Below are 19252 nucleotides of genomic sequence, written 5' to 3' on the forward strand. Positions count from 1 at the left end.
ATGTACAAAGTAAAAGTTTATGTCAGCTTAAAAGAGAGTGTATTAGATCCGCAGGGGAGCGCGGTTCAGCATGCCTTACACAGTATGTCTTACCAAGAAGTCGCCGACGTTCGCATCGGAAAATATATGGAGCTTACGATTGAAAAGTCTGACCGTGATCTCGATGTGCTTGTGAAAGAAATGTGTGAAAAACTTCTTGCGAATACAGTCATTGAAGACTATAGATACGAAGTTGAGGAGGTTGTCGCACAGTGAAATTTGCGGTGATTGTTTTACCAGGCTCCAACTGTGATATTGATATGTTTCACGCCGTAACGGATGAACTCGGTGAAGACGTGGAATACGTCTGGCATGACGAAACAAGCCTTGACGGTTTTGACGGCGTATTAATTCCGGGCGGATTCTCTTATGGAGACTATTTAAGATGCGGCGCCATCGCCAGATTCTCCAACATTATGCCGGCAGTGAAAAAAGCGGCTGAAGAAGGAAAGCCTGTTCTCGGCGTTTGTAACGGATTCCAGATTCTGCAGGAGCTTGGCCTTCTGCCGGGTGCGATGAGACGAAATAAAGATTTGAAATTCATCTGCCGTCCGGTTGACCTGATTGTGCAAAACGATGAAACAGTGTTTACATCTTCTTATGAAAAAGAAGAATCCATTACAATTCCGGTTGCCCATGGCGAAGGGAATTTCTACTGCGATGAAGAAACGCTTGCGGCTTTACAAAAAAATAATCAAATTGCTTTCACATACGGTTCCAATATTAACGGAAGTGTGAACGACATCGCGGGTGTCGTCAATGAAAAAGGAAATGTACTGGGCATGATGCCTCACCCTGAGCGCGCGGTCGATTCTCTGCTCGGAAGCGCCGACGGACTTAAATTGTTTCAATCTATCGTGAAAAATTGGAGGGAAACTCATGTCACTACTGCTTGAACCAAGTAAAGAACAAATTAAAGAAGAGAAAATCTATCAGCAAATGGGAGTCAGTGATGATGAGTTTGCATTGATAGAATCCATTATAGGAAGACTTCCGAACTATACGGAGATCGGCATTTTCTCGGTAATGTGGTCTGAGCATTGCAGCTACAAAAACTCAAAGCCGATCTTGCGGAAATTCCCTACAAGCGGCGAGCGCGTGCTGCAAGGGCCTGGAGAAGGCGCCGGAATCGTTGACATCGGTGACAATCAGGCGGTTGTGTTCAAAATTGAATCTCATAACCACCCGTCAGCGATCGAGCCTTACCAAGGAGCTGCCACAGGCGTAGGCGGAATCATTCGTGATGTATTCTCCATGGGCGCGCGTCCAATCGCAGTCTTAAACTCTCTTCGATTTGGCGAACTGACTTCACCGCGCGTGAAGTACTTGTTTGAAGAAGTAGTCGCAGGAATTGCCGGATACGGTAACTGCATCGGAATTCCGACAGTCGGCGGAGAAGTGCAATTCGACAGCTGCTATGAAGGCAACCCGCTTGTTAATGCCATGTGCGTCGGATTGATCAACCACGAAGACATTAAAAAAGGCCAGGCTAAAGGGGTCGGCAACACCGTGATGTATGTCGGCGCGAAAACGGGCCGCGACGGAATCCACGGGGCAACTTTCGCTTCTGAGGAAATGTCTGATTCTTCTGAGGAAAAACGTTCTGCCGTCCAAGTCGGAGATCCTTTCATGGAAAAACTTCTGCTTGAAGCATGTTTAGAAGTCATCAAATCTGACGCCCTTGTCGGCATTCAAGATATGGGAGCGGCGGGACTGACAAGCTCAAGCGCTGAAATGGCAAGTAAGGCGGGTTCAGGAATAGAAATGAATCTGGATTTGATTCCGCAGCGTGAAACGGGCATGACGGCGTACGAAATGATGCTTTCTGAATCACAGGAGCGGATGTTATTAGTTATCGAGCGCGGACGTGAACAAGAAATCGTTGATATTTTTGAAAAATACGACCTTGAAGCCGTTTCTGTCGGCCACGTAACGGATGATAAAATGCTTCGCCTTCTCCATAACGGAGAGACGGTTTGTGAGCTTCCGGTCGATGCATTGGCGGAAGAAGCGCCTGTTTACCACAAGCCTTCAAAAGAGCCTGCTTACTACCGTGAATTTTTAGAAACAACTGTCCCTGCACCTAAAGTGGAAGATGCGAAAGACACACTTCTTGCCCTCTTGCAGCAGCCGACCATCGCAAGCAAAGAGTGGGTGTATGATCAGTATGATTACATGGTTCGGACAAATACTGTAGTCGCGCCTGGCTCTGATGCGGGAGTGCTCAGAATCCGCGGAACGAAAAAAGCCCTTGCTATGACAACCGACTGTAATGCCCGTTATTTATACCTGGATCCGGAAGTCGGCGGAAAAATCGCTGTGGCAGAGGCGGCGCGCAACATCGTTTGCTCTGGTGCAGAACCGCTTGCAGTTACGGATAACCTCAATTTCGGAAACCCGGAAAAACCGGAGATTTTCTGGCAGATTGAAAAAGCGGCCGACGGAATCAGTGAAGCGTGCAACGTGCTCAGCACACCGGTTATCGGCGGAAACGTTTCTCTTTATAACGAATCAAACGGAACAGCCATCTATCCGACGCCTGTTATCGGCATGGTCGGTTTAATTGAAGATACAGCACATATCACAACACAAAGCTTTAAAGAATCCGGCGATTTGGTTTATGTGATCGGCGAAACAAAGCCGGAGTTTGCAGGAAGCGAGCTTCAAAAGCTGACAGAAGGAAAAATCTTCGGCAAAGCGCCGGAGCTTGATCTCAGCCTTGAGCAGGCTCGTCAAAAAGCCCTTCTCGAAGCAATCCGTTCTGGTTTGGTTCAGTCAGCTCATGACGTGTCAGAAGGCGGACTGGGTGTTGCGCTTGCTGAAAGTGTGATGTCAACAGAAGGACTTGGCGCAAACGTCACATTAGAGGGCGAAGCTGCTTTGTTATTCAGTGAATCACAATCAAGATTCGTGATCTCTGTGAAAAAAGAACATCAGCAATCATTTGAAAAGCTTGTCAAAGACGCGATTCATGTCGGTGAAGTAACATCAGACGCAATTCTCACAGTCCAAAGTCAAGAAGGAAATCTATGGATTCATGCGCAGACTGAAGAGCTGGAACGCGCATGGAAAGGAGCTATCCCATGCTTGCTGAAATCAAAGGCTTAAACGAAGAGTGCGGCGTTTTTGGGATTTGGGGACATGAAGAAGCCCCGCAAATCACGTATTACGGGCTTCACAGCCTCCAGCACAGAGGACAAGAGGGCGCGGGGATTGTGGCGACTGATGGAGAAAAGCTGTCGGCGCACAAAGGCCAAGGGCTGATTACGGAAGTCTTTCAAAATGGTGAACTCAGCAAAGTGAAGGGAAGAGGCGCCATCGGCCACGTTCGCTATGCGACGGCGGGCGGCGGCGGATATGAAAATGTTCAGCCGCTCCTCTTCAATTCTCAAAATAACGGCAGTCTCGCGCTTGCACATAATGGAAACCTGGTGAACGCGACTCAGCTGAAGCAGCAGCTTGAAAATCAAGGGAGTATTTTTCAAACTTCTTCCGATACAGAGGTGTTGGCTCATCTCATTAAAAGAAGCGGCCATTTCGCATTGAAGGATCAAATTAAAAATGCTTTGTCTATGCTGAAAGGCGCGTATGCGTTTCTCATTATGACTGAAACAGAAATGATTGTGGCACTTGATCCAAACGGACTCAGACCGCTATCCATTGCGATGCTCGGAGACGCGTATGTCGTAGCCTCAGAAACGTGTGCGTTTGATGTGGTCGGCGCGACTTATCTGCGTGACGTTGAACCGGGGGAAATGCTGATCATCAATGACGAAGGCATGAAAACAGAGCGTTTCTCCATGAACATCAACCGTTCAATCTGCAGCATGGAGTACATTTATTTCTCAAGACCTGACAGCAACATTGACGGTATCAACGTGCACAGCGCCCGTAAAAACCTTGGAAAAATGCTCGCTCAGGAATCAGCGGTAGAGGCTGATGTCGTAACGGGAGTGCCGGATTCAAGTATCTCCGCAGCCATCGGATATGCAGAAGCAACCGGCATCCCGTACGAGCTTGGTCTGATCAAAAACCGTTATGTCGGCCGAACGTTTATCCAGCCGTCACAGGCTCTTCGCGAGCAGGGCGTCAGAATGAAGCTTTCCGCAGTGCGCGGAGTAGTAGAAGGCAAACGTGTTGTCATGGTTGATGATTCGATCGTGCGCGGAACGACAAGCCGCCGGATTGTAACGATGCTGAGAGAAGCGGGCGCAACAGAGGTGCATGTGAAAATCAGCTCGCCGCCGATCGCTCATCCGTGCTTCTACGGAATCGACACGTCCACTCATGAAGAACTGATCGCCTCCTCCCACTCGGTGGAGGAAATTCGCCAAGAAATCGGAGCGGATACGCTGTCATTCTTGAGCATAGACGGATTACTAAAAGGTGTCGGCAGACAGTATGAAGGCGAGCAATGCGGCCAGTGCCTCGCTTGCTTTACAGGGAAATATCCGACAGAAATTTATCAGGATACCGTTCTCCCGCACGTAAAAGAAGCGGTATTGACAAAATAAATGTTGAAAATGGGATAAAGGCAGCGGAGGTTCGGCTGCCTTTATCTTTCTGCAACAAAGAACGGTAAGCGGGAATTACGAAGCGCGCAAAAAGGAGTGATTGTGATGTCAGAAGCATACAAAAACGCAGGAGTTGACATCGAAGCCGGGTACGAAGCTGTAAAACGGATGAAAAAACATGTGGAACGCACAAAAAGACTTGGCGTCATGGGCAGTCTTGGCGGATTCGGCGGCATGTTTGATTTATCAGAGCTGCCTTATAAAAAGCCGGTTCTTATTTCAGGAACAGACGGAGTGGGGACAAAGCTGAAACTCGCTTTTTCAATGGACAAGCATGATACGATCGGCGTAGACGCTGTGGCAATGTGTGTAAACGATGTGCTTGCGCAAGGAGCGGAGCCGCTGTTTTTCCTCGATTATCTTGCTGTCGGGAAAGCAGATCCCGTAAAAATTGAACAAATCGTAAAAGGCGTTGCCGATGGCTGTGAACAGTCGGGTTCTGCGCTTGTCGGCGGAGAAACGGCCGAAATGCCTGGTTTGTACACACCTGAAGAATACGACATCGCCGGTTTCTCAGTCGGTGTTGTCGAAAAGGATGAAATCGTTACGGGCGAAAACATCAAAGAAGGGCATCTTCTGATCGGCCTCAGCTCAAGCGGCTTGCACAGCAATGGGTTTTCGCTTGTGCGAAAGGTTCTTCTTGAAGACGCAGGGCTTAACTTGGATGAAACATATGAAGCTTTCGAGCGCCCTCTTGGCGAAGAGCTGTTAGAGCCGACGAGAATTTATGTCAAGCCTGTGCTTGAAGCCGTCAAAAGCGGCAAGATCGACGGCATGGCGCATGTGACTGGCGGAGGCTTTATCGAAAACCTGCCCCGTATGCTGCCTGAAGGCTTAAGCGCGGAAATTGACCACGGCTCTTGGCCGATTCCGACGATCTTCACATTTTTACAGGAGCGCGGCAAGCTGAAAGAGGAAGACATGTTCAACGTCTTTAATATGGGCATCGGCTTTGTCCTTGCCGTAAAAGAAGAGCATCTGACGGATGTGATTCAAACACTTGAAGGCCATGGCGAAAAAGCTTACTTAATCGGCCGTGTCAAACAGGGGGAAGGCGTCACTTTCGGCGGTGCGTCTCTTTCATGAAAAAGTTTGCGGTATTTGCATCCGGAAACGGCTCGAACTTTGAAGCGATCGTCACTCGGTTAAAAGAAGAGAATTGGAATGCGGAGGTTTCACTGTTAGTGTGTGACAACCTTGAGGCAAAGGTGCTTGAACGTGCGGAGGCATTCAGCATCCCGTCGTTTGCATTCCAGCCGAAATCATATGAGAACAAGCCCGCGTTTGAGCGCGCGATCATAGAACAGCTCCGCCTCCATGAGGTTGAACTAATTGTGCTTGCCGGATATATGAGATTGATCGGTGACACTCTGCTCAAGGCATACGGCGGGAAAATCGTAAACATCCATCCGTCTCTTCTGCCTGCGTTTCCTGGAATTGACGCTGTCGGCCAGGCGTACCGGGCAGGCGTGAAGGTGGCCGGCATTACGGTTCACTATGTCGATGAAGGTATGGATACAGGGCCGATCATCGCCCAGAAGGCGGTCGAAATCGGGGAAGGCGACACATTGGGAACAATTGAACAACACATACACGAACTTGAGCATAAGCATTATCCTAGCGTAATCAAAGAGCTATTAGGACTAAACAGCAGAGGTGAAAAGCAATGACAATTAAACGCGCACTAATCAGTGTTTCAGATAAAACGAATCTTGTCCCTTTTGTGAAAGAACTAACAGAGCTTGGCGTTGAAGTCATTTCAACCGGCGGCACGAAAAAACTTCTTCAGGAAAACGGCGTGAACGTCATCGGAATTTCTGAAGTAACAGGCTTTCCAGAAATAATGGACGGACGCTTAAAAACGCTTCATCCGAATATTCACGGAGGACTTCTTGCTGTGCGTGACAATGAAGAGCACATGTCCCAAATCAATGAGCACGGCATTTCTCCGATCGACTTAGTTGTAGTCAACCTCTATCCTTTTAAAGAAACGGTTTCTAAAGAGGATGTCGCTTATGAAGATGCGATTGAAAACATTGATATCGGAGGACCCGGCATGCTGCGCGCCGCATCCAAAAACCATCAGGATGTTACGGTCATCGTCGACCCTGCTGATTACAATCCGGTCCTGAATCAAATTAAAGAAGAAGGCGGCGTTTCTCTTCAGAAAAAACGCGAACTGGCGGCGAAGGTTTTCCGCCACACGGCTGCATATGATGCGCTTATCGCCGAATACTTAACAAACTTTGTCGGCGAAAAAGATCCAGAGCAATACACAGTGACTTTTGAGAAAAAACAATCTCTTCGCTACGGAGAAAATCCGCATCAAGAAGCGACGTTTTATCAAAGCGCACTGCCGGCAAGCGGTTCAATCGCATCAGCTGAACAGCTGCACGGCAAAGAGCTTTCTTATAACAACATTAAAGACGCCGATGCGGCGGTCCAAATTATACGTGAGTTTACAGAGCCGGCGGCAGTTGCGGTCAAGCATATGAACCCATGCGGCGTCGGAACAGGCAAAACGATTGCAGAAGCGTTTAACAGAGCGTTTGCGGCAGATGAAACGTCTATTTTCGGCGGCATTATCGCGCTTAACCGTGAAGTGGACAAGGCAACGGCGGAAGTGCTGCATAAGATCTTTTTAGAAATCATTATTGCGCCTTCATTCAGTGAAGAAGCACTTGAGGTGTTAACGTCCAAGAAAAACCTGCGCCTCTTAACATTAGATGTGTCAGCTTCTATTAAAAAAGAGAAACAGCTTACTTCCGTTCAAGGCGGACTATTGATTCAAGATTTAGACATGCACGGCTTTGATGACGCAAAAATCAGCATCCCGACAAAAAGGGAACCGAACGAACAAGAATGGGAAGACCTTAAGCTTGCTTGGAAAGTCGTGAAGCATGTGAAATCAAACGCGATCGTACTTGCAAAAGACAACATGACAGTCGGGGTAGGCGCAGGACAAATGAACCGCGTCGGCTCGGCGAAAATCGCGATTGAACAGGCTGGAGAAAAAGCGAAAGGCAGCGCGCTTGGATCTGACGCTTTCTTCCCGATGCCTGATACTGTTGAAGAAGCGGCAAAAGCTGGTGTCACAGCTATCATTCAGCCTGGCGGTTCTGTCCGTGATGAAGATTCTATCAAAAAAGCGGATGAGTACGGCATTGCCATGGTGTTCACCGGAATCAGACATTTCAAACATTAAGGGGATGAAAACGACGTGAATGTATTAATCATCGGTAAAGGCGGAAGAGAGCACACGCTGGCATGGAAAGCGGCAGAAAGCAGCCTTATTGATACTGTATTTGCAGCGCCGGGAAATGACGGCATGACATCTTCAGCTACACTTGTCAGCATCGAGGAAAATGACCACACCGGACTTGTTGCGTTTGCAAAAGAAAACAACGTCGGTTTAACAATCGTCGGGCCAGAGGTTCCTTTAATCGAAGGTCTTGTTGATGAATTTGAAAAAGCGGGCCTGCGTGTTTTCGGTCCGTCAAAAGCGGCAGCAATTATAGAAGGCAGTAAGCAATTTGCAAAGGATTTGATGAGAAAATATCAAATCCCGACCGCTGAATACGAAACATTTACTTCGTTTGACGAGGCTAAAGCCTATGTACAGGAAAAAGGCGCTCCGATTGTCATTAAAGCGGACGGACTTGCGGCTGGCAAAGGCGTTACTGTAGCGATGTCGGAAGAAGAAGCGATCGCGTGCCTTCATGATTTTCTGGAAGATGAAAAGTTCGGAGATGCCAGCGCGTCTGTTGTCATCGAAGAATTTCTCTCCGGAGAAGAATTTTCTCTTATGGCGTTTGTGAAGGGAGAAACCGTCTATCCGATGGTGATCGCCCAGGATCATAAGCGTGCTTTTGACGGAGATAAAGGGCCGAACACAGGCGGAATGGGTGCTTATTCTCCGGTTCCGCAAATTTCAGAAGAAATCGTTCAGCACGCTGTAGAGACGATTGTCAAACCGGCAGCAAAAGCAATGGTCCAAGAAGGACGTTCCTTTACGGGTGTCTTATATGCGGGCCTTATGCTGACACAAGACGGTTCGAAGGTGATTGAATTTAACGCCCGTTTTGGCGATCCGGAAACACAGGTTGTCCTGCCGCGAATGGAATCCGACCTTGTGCAAGTTCTTCTTGATCTGCTGGATGAGAAGCAGGTTGAATTGAAATGGAAGGATACATCTGCTGTGAGTGTTGTGCTCGCATCTGATGGCTACCCGGAAAGCTATGCCAAAGGCACGCCGATCGGAACCCTCACATCAAGCAAGGATCAAGTAGTTGTCTTCCACGCCGGAACAAAAGCAGACGGCGAAACATTTGTCACAAACGGCGGCCGTGTCGCAAATGTGACGGCATTTGATGATACCTTTGAAGCAGCGAGAGACAGAGTGTATCAAGCCGTTGACGAAATCATCAAGCCCGGATTGTTTTTTAGAAAAGACATCGGAGCCCGCGCACTGAGAGTTTCTCAGAAATAAGATGAAAAAACCCGCAGTTTGTGCTGCGGGTTTTTTGATGTCAGACAAAGGCATGCTGAAAGGCTGAAGAGGAAAGAACCACTAATGTCGTTGGTTTTCCGTGGTCCATGCAGGCATCGATAAAATCCTCAAGGGTATGCACCGATTCGGTGACGACCTTTGTTACATAGCTGTACATGCCTGTAATGCGATGATTTTCTGCTACGTCAGGGTGGCTTTGGGCGAAGGCGGCGTAATGTTTGCAGCTTTTCGGTTCCATGAGGATAAAGGCTGTAACCTGTTTGTTTAGCTTTTCAAAACAGATATTGGCGCTGTAACCTGTGATGATTCCTTTTTCTTCAAGCTTTTTGACCCGTTCAGCTGCGCTGGGAGAGCTGAGTCCGACGAGTTTCCCCAACTCAACCATGGTAAGTCTTGCGTTTTTCTGTAAATGCGAAAGGATTTGTAAGTCTGTGTGATCCATTTTGTTGGCTCCTTTTTATTTTAAGCAGAAACATATAGATTCCTTCATTATTAAATCCATTGGGTTCATTTTTCTTAATTGTAGCATATGGCTGTCTGTTTTCTTTTTCTATAATAAAGCCAGAGCAAAAAAGGAGAAATAATGATGGAAACTTTACGGCGTTCGCTTACTTGGGTGCAGGGGACTGCGCTGACGATAGGGGCAGTGTTAGGATGCGGAATATTGATTCTCCCTTCCGTCACGGCTAATACGGCGGGACCGGCTTCTTTATTGGCATGGGTGCTGATGTCTTTATTGTCCTTTCCGCTTGTCGGCACGCTGGCACGGCTTGTGAAAATAGCGCCGAGCGCGGGAGGGATTACTGCATATGTTCAGCTTGCTTTTTACAGTAAAGCCGCTGCTGTCTTAGGGTGGATCATGATGGGTTCAGTACCGATCGGAGTGCCGATCATAGCGCTGGCCGGCGCGCATTATGTCGGCTCTGTCACGGGAGCGGGGAATGGCCAGATAACTCTTATAGCAGCCGGTATGCTGGGATTATCTATTATTCTCAATATAAAGGGATTGCGGCTGTCCGCGAAAATCAGCACCCTGGTCATCTTTATGATAGTGCTTTTACTGATTTTAGCCGCAGCGGTCTCGCTTCCTCATGTGAAAGCAACTGCGTTTCAGCCGTTTCTTCCTCATGGCTGGTTTGCTGCCGGTTCGGCATCTGTTGTGATCTTTTTTTCATTTGTCGGCTGGGAGATGATCACGCCGCTGGCAGAAGAATTTAAGCGTCCGGAAAGAGACATTCCGGTCAGCTTGTTTTTAGCCGCCGTCTGTGTAGCGCTATTGTATATTATGATTTCTTTCGTGACCATCGGAACGCATGCTTATGGCGGAAACGGAAACATTGCCTCACTCAATATGTTAATGTCAAAGGGAATTGGCAAAAGCGGTGTCTATGTGACCGCATGGCTGGCACTTTTTATCACCTTCAGTACGATTCACGCGAACATTGCCGGATTTTCAAGAATGGTTTACGCATTGGCGAGAGAGGGACATTTTCCGCATTATTTTGAAAAGGTCAGCTCAAAAAGCCATACGCCGGTGCGGGTGCTGATAGGGCTCGGAATCGTGTTTGGCTTGGTTCTCGCGGTGAACGGAGCGCTTCAGATTGATCCGGCGTTTTTGCTGAAAGGGCCAAGTGCCGCGTTTATCGCATCCTATTTGTTTACATTGGCGGCGGCGCTGAAGATCTTGCACTGGAGGGATATCGGCTGGTGGCTGGCTTTAACTGCATTTGTTTTATGTTTGGGGATTTACTGTTTTTGCGGCTGGGCCTTCTTTTATCCGGTTGTGCTCGGGGTAGCGGGGATGATGTATAAGAAATATGGGCGAGAAAATAAATAACAAGCCAAATGTCGGCTTGTTATTTTTCTTGTTGCTCATTATGATTTGTGTTTGCGGCGTTTTGGCACATATAAGTAACAGGGCAAAAACGTAAAATTCCGGAGGCTGCTTTCATGCCGCCCATAAAGATACAGAAGAGAGTCATTTTGCACCAAGGCTTTCTGGTGTACTTTGCTGCTGCGGCGGACATAAGGGTTAACCCGCAGGCGATTCGGAAAACGGCATTAAGTAAACTGATGTTTTGTTTCATTGATTTCAAGCTCCTTTTCACTTAAAAAAGTTTTTTAATCTAATCTTCAAAAATTTGTAACGTTTAAGCCGTGCGTGATATGTAAGGATGTGATACGATAAATCTAATACATGTAAAGGAGAGTATGTGAATGTCCGAACGTACCTTTAACTGGAAAAATAAAGACATCAGGTCACAGGTCGATGTTGTAGACTCAAAGCTTCTTCCGACACTCCTTTTACGGAATGCTCTCGTCTTAAATCCATTTTTAAAACAATGGCTGAAAAAAAATATTTGGATTTACCAAGACCGTATTGTCTATGTCGGGGATGACCTCCCAAATAAAACAGGTCACATTCATACGATTGATTGTGAAGGAAAGTACATTGTGCCTGGTTATATCGAACCGCACGCTCATCCTTTTCAAATATATAATCCCCATACGCTGGCGGAATATGTGTCTCAATTTGGAACAACAACATTTGTGAATGATAATTTATTTTTGCTTTTACAAAGCGGAAAAAAGAAAGCGCTTACTGTTTTGAACGAACTGAAAAAGCAGCCTGTTCAATATTTTTGGTGGTCTCGGTATGACCTTCAGACAGAGGTGCTCCATGAGGATCATATCTTGCCGTTTGATGTACGAAAGCAGTGGATGGAACATCCGGATGTTCTTCAAGGCGGCGAAATGACAGGCTGGCCTCGTTTGATGGACGGCGATGATTTAATTTTGCACTGCATGCAAACCACTAAAAAGCATCGAAAGCGTATTGAAGGGCACTTTCCCGGGGCTTCAGAAAAAACGCTTACAAAAATGAAGCTGTTCGGAGCCGATTCTGATCACGAAGCGATGACAGGGGATGAAGTGCTGAGAAGATTAGAGCTTGGATATTATGTCTCGCTCAGAAACTCTTCGATCCGCCCTGATTTAAAAAACATATTACAAGATCTTCATGAAAGAAATTTCCGCCAGTACGATCACTTTTTTTATACGACTGACGGAGCGACGCCTAATTTTTATAAGGGCGGCATGATAAATGAAATGATCCGGATTGCGCTGGACGAAGGTGTGCCGGCAATTGACGCCTATAATATGGCATCCTTTAATATAGCGAAGTATTACCAGATTGATGATTACCTAGGTGTAGTCGGGCCGGGGAGATTAGCCTCGTTAAATATTCTTGATGACCCTGCAAATCCTGATCCGGTTACCGTCCTTTCAAAAGGCGTGATCCTGCGTGAAGACGGCCGAAATATGAATGCGTTTACAGAAATGGATTGGAACAAAGGCGGTCTTGTCCCGTTAGAGCTGTCATATGATATGACGATGGATGATTTACAGTTTTCGATGCCGATGGGTGTGAAGATGCGAAATGCTGTTATAATGGAGCCGTATATGATTGCGATCGACAATTCAGTTGACCAGCTTTCTTTTGACCATGATGAATGTTACTTAACAATGCTTGATAAGCAGGGGAAATGGCGTGTGAACACGATGGTCAAAGGATTTGCCTCCAGTGTGCAGGGATTTGTCAGTTCCTTTACGACGACCGGCGATATTATCGCGATTGGAAAAAATAAAGCTGATATGCTGCTTGCTTTTGCACGTATGAAAGAAATCGGAGGGGGGATTGTCCTCGCGGAAAACGGGGAAATTCTGCACGAGATCCCGTTGCATTTATGCGGATGCGCCTCTTCCGAAAAGTACGAGACTGTGCTCGAAAAGGAATTAAAGCTGAAAACCCTTTTGGCTGAAAGAGGCTATCAATTTTCTGATCCTATCTATACGCTGCTCTTTTTGCAGAGCACTCATCTTCCTTATATACGCATTACGCCGAGGGGAATCTTCGACGTGATGAAAAAAACTGTACTCTTTCCGTCGATAATGCGTTAAAATATAAAAGAGCAGGGAGCCAACACATGAAAAAATGGATGGCAGTTTGTATGCTATGTTTCGCGTTTTTCTTGCTTGTTTCTTGTCAGCAAAAGGACTCTCTCCCAGGAAAAACAACGAAGCCAACAGCTCCGTTGACGGGATTGAAGACTGAGCAGAAAGTGGCTGAACGGCGGCCTGTGGCTGTTGTCATGAACAACCATCCTAAGGCGAGGCCGCAATCAGGGCTGGATAAGGCTGATATTGTCATAGAGGCGCTTGCTGAAGGGCAGATCACGCGGTTTTTGGCCGTTTTTCAAAGCCAAATGCCGGAGACTGTCGGACCTGTGCGGAGTGCGAGGGAATATTTCGTCACTCTCAGTAACGGCTTTGACAGTATTTTTGTCCACCATGGCTGGAGCCCCGGCGCAAAAGAGCAGCTGGAGTCCGGAGCTGCCGACAATATAAACGGATTGGATTTTGACGGAAGCTTGTTTTGGAGAGCCGATTTTAGCAAACCGCCTCACAATTCCTATACGTCTTATAAGTACATAAAAAAGGCTGCGGAGCAAAAAGGATATGAGCTGAACGGTGAAACAAACGCCCTTCCTTTTCAAACATCAGAAGCAAAACCTTCTAATGAATCTTACAATGTTCGGGTAGATTATGGAACAAAGAACGTTACAAATCTTGTCGAATATGATTATGATAAAAAAGCTGACGCTTATACGAGAAGCTCTGATGGTGTAACAACGACAGACCGGGAGACCGGAAAGCCGGTTGCAATGCAAAACATTTTCATTGTTGAAGCCAGCCATCACATTATTGATCAAGACGGAAGGCGGGGCATCGACATTGAATCAGGAGGGAAAGGTCTCCTGATTCAGCACGGGAACGCCATTGAGACAGACTGGAAAAATGAAAGCGGCCGTATTCTGCCTGTAAAGGACGGAAAGGTGCTTCCGTTTGTGCCGGGAAAGACATGGATCAATATCGTGCCTGATCTCGATGCAGCTTCCATTAGTAAAGGAGAAGGTGTGTAACGATGCAAATCGATAAATTACGCGGTAAAGAGCTAGACCAGCTATTTAATTCCATATTATCGCTCAAAGACCTTGAAGAATGCTATCGCTTCTTCGATGATCTTTGCACAATTAATGAAATTCAATCTTTGGCGCAGCGTCTTGAAGTTGCAAGAATGCTTCGCGACGGAAATACGTACCATAAGATTGAAACAGAAACGGGGGCTTCCACAGCCACCATTTCCCGTGTGAAGCGATGCTTGAATTATGGAAATGATGCTTATGAAATGGCGCTTGACCGCGCGAAGGAGATGGAAAGTGAGTCTTCTTCAACATAAGAGTACCGCCTTGCTTACACAGCAAGGCGGTTTTTTTATGAAATGGAGTGCTTGAGGCTGGCTGTTTCGGACGTGCTGTCATCCGTTTTTCGGTACGCAATATGCTGTTTGGAAAAGTGAATCGGAGAATCAATTCCAGCCGCGGCAGCCAGATTAAACAGGCCTTCTCGTAATGAAATCACGTAATTGCAGACCCGATGCTGTTTTTCCTCTATGCTGAGCGCTTTTTGCAGTTTTGGATCAGTTGTCGCTACACCGACGGGACATGTGTTTGTATGGCATACTAATGCGCGGATGCAGCCGACTGAAAACATCATGCCGCGCGCAATGTTTACGAAATCAGCCCCGAGTGCCAAAGCGATTGCAACCTTATCAGGTGTCAGCAGTTTTCCGGAAGCGAAAATTTTCAGCTTATCCCGCATGCCGTATTTTCTGAGCAGCGTATCAACGATCGGGAGCGCTGTCATGATTGGAAGCCCTACTGTGTCAGCAAGTTCGTGAAAAGAAGCGCCGGTGCCGCCTTCACTCCCGTCAACCGTGATAAAATCAGGATGCTTTCCGCTTTTTTTCATATAAGAGACAAGCTCTTCGATTTCGTCAGGATTCCCTACGACAATCTTCATGCCGACCGGTTTTTTGCCCACTTCACGAAGCTTTTCTATAAAATCAAGCATCTCAGGAACGTTCGAAAATTCATGAAAACGATTTGGGCTGTCAATTGACTTTCCGGGCTCCACATTACGAATATCAGCAACTTCTTCCGTCACCTTTACACCGTCAATATGGCCGCCCCGTGTTTTGGCTCCTTGAGCGAGCTTCAGTTCAAACGCTTTAATTTGATCAAGCCGGCTTTTCTTTTTAAACTCTTCAAAAGAAAATTCTCCGTTTTTTGAGCGGACCCCGAAAAGACCCGGCCCGATCTGACAAATAATATCGGCGCCTCCTTTTAGGTGGTACTCAGACAATCCGCCTTCTCCAGTATTCATCCAAGTGCCGCCTGCCTGATGCAGTCCTTTTGACAATGCCGTGATCGCGCGGTCTCCAAGTGACCCATAGCTCATAGCGGACTGGCCGACAAGACCCTTCGCATAAAATGGCTTCTCACATGTATTTCCGCCGATGACCTGCACATCGTCAGGGTGCAGAAAATACGGATCTGCTTCGATTCGCTCGGTATGTTCGCTGCGTCTTAACAGGTTGTCCTTGTCAACTTTGTATACTTGGGTTTGGATTTTGGGTGTTTGGCTGACGCGAAGCTCCTCTCTTTGTTTTGGAAAAAGAGAGTTGCGGATATAATAGCCTGGTTTATCAAAATCTCTTTCAGACCCGAATCCCATCATTCTGCTTTTATATTTACCCGACATGACGGTTTGTTCATATTCTCTCCTTGAAAAAGGCTGTTCCTCATTATCATTGCTGAATAAATACTGTCGCAGCTCCGGCCCGATTTTTTCAAAAATATAGCGTATTTTCCCTGCTACGGGGTAGTTGCGGAGTACGGAATGTTCCTGCTGTTTTTCATCCTTTATGTAAATCCAGATCAACAGTGCTATTGGGATAAGAAGAATCCCGATTAATAATGCTATGAGGGCAATAATTACTTTCTCCATCTTTTCAAACTCCTTTTTTATGTAACCATTTCCACTGTTTGACGATTTCCAAACAATAACACTTTGACAGGCGGGAAAATGACAGGAAATGTAACGGAAAAGAGTGCAGATTTAATGGATAAATATATAAGGAGGCGAATCAAACAGTCTTTTTCAGTGAATAACGAGAATGACTGCTTTTTCCGTTTTTCCGCAGTATGTGAATTTGTTATAATATTTAAATGGTAAGAAACGAATGGAGGACGTATTACATGTACGATGTTACCGAGTGGAAGCATGTCTTTAAACTCGATCCGAATAAAGAGATATCTGACGAGCAGCTTGATATGCTGTGTGAATCCGGAACTGACGCAATTATCATCGGCGGAAGCGACAATGTGACGGAAGACGACGTACTGAGGCTGATGTCAAAGGTGAGGCGTTTCTTAGTGCCGTGTGTCCTTGAAGTGTCAACTACTGATGCCATCGTGCCGGGATTTGACCTGTATTTTATTCCGAGTGTGCTCAACAGCAGAAATCCGGACTGGATAGTGGGGCTTCACAAGCAGGCAATGAAGGAATACGGCGATTTGATGTCGATGGAGGACATTGTGACAGAAGGATATTGTATTTTAAATCCTGATTGTAAAGCGGCTGTTTTGACAGATGCGGATACGGATCTGGACGCGGAGGATGCGGCTGCCTATGCGAGGGTCTCTGAACATTTGCTTCACCTCCCTATTTTTTATTTGGAGTACAGCGGGGTGCTTGGAGACATAGAAGTCGTCAAGGAAACGAAGGCTGTGTTAGAAAGAACTACCCTATTCTACGGCGGCGGCATTAAAGACGCGGATACGGCTAAACAAATGGCTGAGCACGCGGATGTAATTGTCGTGGGAAATGCGGTATATGATGATTTTAAACAGGCGCTGGGGACTGTAGCGGCTGTAAAAGGCGAGTAGCGAAACGGACGGATTTGGTTTATGATAGAACATATGTTTGAATAGGCGGTGAACGGATTTTGAATTATATAAGCAATCAATTATTAAGCGGACTCAATCCAGTTCAGCAGGAAGCGGTCAAAACAACGGACGGGCCGCTTCTGTTAATGGCTGGCGCAGGAAGCGGAAAGACGCGGGTGCTGACGCACAGAATCGCTTACCTCATGGCGGAAAAGCATGTGGCGCCTTGGAACATCTTGGCGATCACATTTACGAATAAAGCAGCGAGAGAAATGAAGGAACGTGTGGAAAGCATTCTCGGACCCGGGGCGGATGATATTTGGATTTCGACTTTCCACAGCATGTGTGTGCGGATTTTGCGGCGAGATATCGACCGAATCGGCATTAATCGGAATTTCTCCATCCTTGACACGTCAGACCAGCTCTCGGTGATTAAAGGCATTTTAAAAGAACGCAATATCGACCCGAAAAAATTCGACCCGAGAAGTATGCTCGGCTCCATCAGCAGCGCGAAAAATGAGCTGATTGATCCGGAGGAATACGCAAAATCGGCAGGCGGCTATTATGACCAGGTCGTCAGCGATGTATATACGGATTATCAGAAAAAACTTCTGAAAAACCAATCGCTTGATTTCGATGATTTAATTATGACAACGATCAAGCTGTTTGACCGTGTGCCGGAAGTTCTTGAGTTTTATCAGCGCAAGTTTCAATACATTCATGTTGATGAATATCAGGATACAAACAGAGCGCAGTATCTGCTTGTGAAGCAGATGGCAAAACGCTTCCAGAATATTTGCGTAGTAGGAGATTCTGACCAGTCGATTTACAGATGGCGCGGAGCGGATATCGCCAATATTCTTTCCTTTGAAAAAGATTATCCGAGTGCGAGTGTCATTTTGCTTGAGCAAAACTACCGCTCAACCAAGCGGATTTTGCATGCGGCCAATGAAGTGATTAAAAACAATTCAAACCGCAAGCCGAAAAATTTGTGGACAGAAAACGATGATGGAATCAAGATTTCATATTACCGCGGCGATAATGAATTTGGCGAAGGGCAGTTTGTCGCAGGGAAGATTCATCAGCTCAGCAGCTCCGGCAAGCGCCGCCTTTCCGATATCGCCATTTTGTACCGGACGAATGCCCAGTCGCGGGTTATTGAGGAAACCCTATTAAAAGCAGGGCTGAACTACAACATCGTCGGCGGCACAAAATTCTATGACAGAAAAGAGATTAAAGACATTCTCGCGTATTTGCGACTCGTGTCAAATCCAGACGATGACATTAGCTTTAACCGAATTGTCAACGTGCCGAAACGCGGTGTCGGTGCAACATCAATGAATAAGATCGCCGAATACGCCGCAATGAACGGCATGTCCCTGTTTCAGGCCCTCGGCCAGGTCGATTTTATCGGTGTAAGTGCCAAGGCGGCCAATGCGCTTGACGGCTTCAGACAAATGATTGAGAATCTCACAAACATGCAGGATTATTTGTCAATTACAGAGCTGACTGAAGAAATTCTGGACAAAACGGAATACAGAGAAATGCTGAAGGCTGAAAAATCAATTGAAGCCCAAAGCCGTTTAGAAAACATTGATGAGTTCTTGTCAGTAACGAAAAACTTCGAACAAAAGAGCGAAGACAAAACCCTCGTTGCATTCCTGACTGATTTAGCGCTGATTGCTGATATCGATCAGCTTGATCAGCAAGAGGAAGAATCAGGAAGCAATGATGCTATCACATTAATGACGCTGCACGCGGCCAAAGGCCTTGAATTCCCTGTTGTTTTCTTAATGGGACTTGAAGAAGGCGTATTCCCCCACAGCCGATCTTTAATGGAAGAAGCAGAGATGGAAGAAGAACGCCGGCTGGCTTATGTAGGCATCACCAGAGCAGAACAGGAGCTTTATCTGTCCAATGCCAAAATGCGGACATTATTCGGCAGAACCAATATGAATCCGGAATCAAGATTTATTTCTGAAATACCGGATGAGTTATTGGAGAACCTAAATGAGAAGAAAGAAACAAGAGCGGCATCTGCGAGAAAAATGCAGCCAAGACGCGGTCCTGTTTCACGTCCGGTCTCTTATGCAAGCAAAACAGGCGGCGACGGGCTGAACTGGTCGGTAGGCGACAAAGCCGGACACAAAAAATGGGGCACAGGAACGGTTGTCAGCGTGAAAGGCGAGGGCGAAAACACGGAGCTTGATATCGCATTCCCAAGTCCGGTGGGCGTCAAGCGTCTTCTCGCAGCATTTGCACCGATTGAAAAGCAGTAA

General features: G+C 46.7%; 17 protein-coding genes. 14 read left to right on the forward strand and 3 right to left on the reverse strand.

All coding sequences use genetic code 11. The features are described from left to right. The 8 genes from purS (at nucleotide 1) to purD (ending at nucleotide 9102) form a co-directional block, all read left to right on the forward strand. A complete protein-coding gene (gene purS / locus AAHT65_RS10410) occupies nucleotides 1-255 on the forward strand; it encodes a phosphoribosylformylglycinamidine synthase subunit PurS (protein ID WP_010787831.1) in 255 nt (84 codons plus the stop codon). After that, complete coding sequence (purQ, locus tag AAHT65_RS10415; protein WP_199681656.1) at nucleotides 252-935, forward strand: phosphoribosylformylglycinamidine synthase subunit PurQ; 684 nt, start codon at nucleotides 252-254, stop codon at nucleotides 933-935. Before purS ends, purQ begins: the two co-directional genes overlap by 4 nt. Beyond that, the gene (gene purL, locus AAHT65_RS10420) at nucleotides 919-3147 is read left to right on the forward strand and encodes a phosphoribosylformylglycinamidine synthase subunit PurL (protein ID WP_063638970.1); all 2229 of its coding nucleotides are present in this window, start codon (nucleotides 919-921) and stop codon (nucleotides 3145-3147) included. Before purQ ends, purL begins: the two co-directional genes overlap by 17 nt. Further along, a complete protein-coding gene (gene purF, locus AAHT65_RS10425) occupies nucleotides 3123-4553 on the forward strand; it encodes an amidophosphoribosyltransferase (RefSeq protein ID WP_003328468.1) in 1431 nt (476 codons plus the stop codon). The genes purL and purF overlap by 25 nt, the downstream gene beginning before the upstream one ends. Before the next feature lie 105 nt (nucleotides 4554-4658). Further along, on the forward strand, nucleotides 4659-5699 hold the full coding sequence (gene purM / locus AAHT65_RS10430; RefSeq protein ID WP_088116644.1) for a phosphoribosylformylglycinamidine cyclo-ligase: 1041 nt from the start codon (nucleotides 4659-4661) through the stop codon (nucleotides 5697-5699). Next, the gene (gene purN, locus AAHT65_RS10435) at nucleotides 5696-6283 is read left to right on the forward strand and encodes a phosphoribosylglycinamide formyltransferase (RefSeq protein ID WP_088116645.1); all 588 of its coding nucleotides are present in this window, start codon (nucleotides 5696-5698) and stop codon (nucleotides 6281-6283) included. The genes purM and purN overlap by 4 nt, the downstream gene beginning before the upstream one ends. Then, nucleotides 6280-7818 (forward strand): bifunctional phosphoribosylaminoimidazolecarboxamide formyltransferase/IMP cyclohydrolase, encoded by a 1539-nt coding sequence (gene purH, locus AAHT65_RS10440; RefSeq protein ID WP_088116646.1) that lies wholly within the window; start codon nucleotides 6280-6282, stop codon nucleotides 7816-7818. Before purN ends, purH begins: the two co-directional genes overlap by 4 nt. 15 nt (nucleotides 7819-7833) lie before the next feature. Beyond that, on the forward strand, nucleotides 7834-9102 hold the full coding sequence (gene purD, locus AAHT65_RS10445) for a phosphoribosylamine--glycine ligase (protein WP_094231564.1): 1269 nt from the start codon (nucleotides 7834-7836) through the stop codon (nucleotides 9100-9102). A 40-nt stretch (nucleotides 9103-9142) separates the two neighbouring features. On the opposite strand, the gene AAHT65_RS10450 is transcribed toward purD, so the two are convergent. Next, nucleotides 9143-9565 carry an Lrp/AsnC family transcriptional regulator gene (locus AAHT65_RS10450; RefSeq protein ID WP_010787839.1) on the reverse strand — a complete coding sequence of 141 codons (423 nt, stop codon included), beginning with the start codon at nucleotides 9563-9565 and terminating at the stop codon, nucleotides 9143-9145. Nucleotides 9566-9709: 144 nt separating this feature from the next. On the opposite strand from AAHT65_RS10450, the gene AAHT65_RS10455 reads away from it, so the two are divergent. Next, complete coding sequence (locus AAHT65_RS10455) at nucleotides 9710-10960, forward strand: APC family permease (RefSeq protein WP_343311529.1); 1251 nt, start codon at nucleotides 9710-9712, stop codon at nucleotides 10958-10960. Between the two features lie 19 nt (nucleotides 10961-10979). On the opposite strand, the gene AAHT65_RS10460 is transcribed toward AAHT65_RS10455, so the two are convergent. Continuing rightward, entirely contained in the window at nucleotides 10980-11210 is a 231-nt protein-coding gene (locus AAHT65_RS10460; RefSeq protein ID WP_003328459.1) for a YgaP family membrane protein, read from the reverse strand. A 130-nt stretch (nucleotides 11211-11340) separates the two neighbouring features. On the opposite strand from AAHT65_RS10460, the gene AAHT65_RS10465 reads away from it, so the two are divergent. Genes AAHT65_RS10465 through AAHT65_RS10475 form a run of 3 tightly spaced genes read left to right on the forward strand, consistent with a single transcriptional unit; the run spans nucleotide 11341 to nucleotide 14422 of the window. After that, the gene (locus AAHT65_RS10465; RefSeq protein WP_088116649.1) at nucleotides 11341-13083 is read left to right on the forward strand and encodes an adenine deaminase; all 1743 of its coding nucleotides are present in this window, start codon (nucleotides 11341-11343) and stop codon (nucleotides 13081-13083) included. A gap of 26 nt (nucleotides 13084-13109) precedes the next feature. Then, nucleotides 13110-14105, forward strand: coding sequence for a DUF3048 domain-containing protein (locus AAHT65_RS10470; protein WP_088116650.1), 996 nt, complete (start codon nucleotides 13110-13112; stop codon nucleotides 14103-14105). 2 nt (nucleotides 14106-14107) lie between these two features. Beyond that, the gene (locus AAHT65_RS10475) at nucleotides 14108-14422 is read left to right on the forward strand and encodes a YerC/YecD family TrpR-related protein (protein ID WP_003328456.1); all 315 of its coding nucleotides are present in this window, start codon (nucleotides 14108-14110) and stop codon (nucleotides 14420-14422) included. A gap of 35 nt (nucleotides 14423-14457) precedes the next feature. Here AAHT65_RS10475 and AAHT65_RS10480 read toward each other — a convergent pair whose 3' ends face one another. Continuing rightward, nucleotides 14458-16032, reverse strand: coding sequence for an FMN-binding glutamate synthase family protein (locus AAHT65_RS10480; RefSeq protein WP_343311462.1), 1575 nt, complete (start codon nucleotides 16030-16032; stop codon nucleotides 14458-14460). A gap of 251 nt (nucleotides 16033-16283) precedes the next feature. On the opposite strand from AAHT65_RS10480, the gene AAHT65_RS10485 reads away from it, so the two are divergent. Continuing rightward, the gene (locus AAHT65_RS10485; protein WP_088116652.1) at nucleotides 16284-16973 is read left to right on the forward strand and encodes a heptaprenylglyceryl phosphate synthase; all 690 of its coding nucleotides are present in this window, start codon (nucleotides 16284-16286) and stop codon (nucleotides 16971-16973) included. A 59-nt stretch (nucleotides 16974-17032) separates the two neighbouring features. After that, nucleotides 17033-19252, forward strand: coding sequence for a DNA helicase PcrA (pcrA, locus tag AAHT65_RS10490; RefSeq protein ID WP_343311463.1), 2220 nt, complete (start codon nucleotides 17033-17035; stop codon nucleotides 19250-19252).

The organism is Bacillus atrophaeus, assembly GCF_039519175.1.
Taxonomy (GTDB): domain Bacteria; phylum Bacillota; class Bacilli; order Bacillales; family Bacillaceae; genus Bacillus; species Bacillus atrophaeus.

Excerpts from the sequence above, each read along its gene's own strand:
- purS (WP_010787831.1), top strand. The coding sequence starts at position 1 with ATGTACAAAGTAAAAGTTTATGTCAGCTTAAAAGAGAGTGTATTAGAT.
- purL (WP_063638970.1), top strand. The coding sequence starts at position 919 with ATGTCACTACTGCTTGAACCAAGTAAAGAACAAATTAAAGAAGAGAAA.
- purF (WP_003328468.1), top strand. The coding sequence starts at position 3,123 with ATGCTTGCTGAAATCAAAGGCTTAAACGAAGAGTGCGGCGTTTTTGGG.
- purM (WP_088116644.1), top strand. The coding sequence starts at position 4,659 with ATGTCAGAAGCATACAAAAACGCAGGAGTTGACATCGAAGCCGGGTAC.
- purN (WP_088116645.1), top strand. The coding sequence starts at position 5,696 with ATGAAAAAGTTTGCGGTATTTGCATCCGGAAACGGCTCGAACTTTGAA.
- purH (WP_088116646.1), top strand. The coding sequence starts at position 6,280 with ATGACAATTAAACGCGCACTAATCAGTGTTTCAGATAAAACGAATCTT.
- AAHT65_RS10450 (WP_010787839.1), bottom strand. The coding sequence starts at position 9,565 with ATGGATCACACAGACTTACAAATCCTTTCGCATTTACAGAAAAACGCA.
- AAHT65_RS10455 (WP_343311529.1), top strand. The coding sequence starts at position 9,710 with ATGGAAACTTTACGGCGTTCGCTTACTTGGGTGCAGGGGACTGCGCTG.
- AAHT65_RS10460 (WP_003328459.1), bottom strand. The coding sequence starts at position 11,210 with ATGAAACAAAACATCAGTTTACTTAATGCCGTTTTCCGAATCGCCTGC.
- AAHT65_RS10465 (WP_088116649.1), top strand. The coding sequence starts at position 11,341 with ATGTCCGAACGTACCTTTAACTGGAAAAATAAAGACATCAGGTCACAG.
- AAHT65_RS10470 (WP_088116650.1), top strand. The coding sequence starts at position 13,110 with ATGAAAAAATGGATGGCAGTTTGTATGCTATGTTTCGCGTTTTTCTTG.
- AAHT65_RS10475 (WP_003328456.1), top strand. The coding sequence starts at position 14,108 with ATGCAAATCGATAAATTACGCGGTAAAGAGCTAGACCAGCTATTTAAT.
- AAHT65_RS10480 (WP_343311462.1), bottom strand. The coding sequence starts at position 16,032 with ATGGAGAAAGTAATTATTGCCCTCATAGCATTATTAATCGGGATTCTT.
- AAHT65_RS10485 (WP_088116652.1), top strand. The coding sequence starts at position 16,284 with ATGTACGATGTTACCGAGTGGAAGCATGTCTTTAAACTCGATCCGAAT.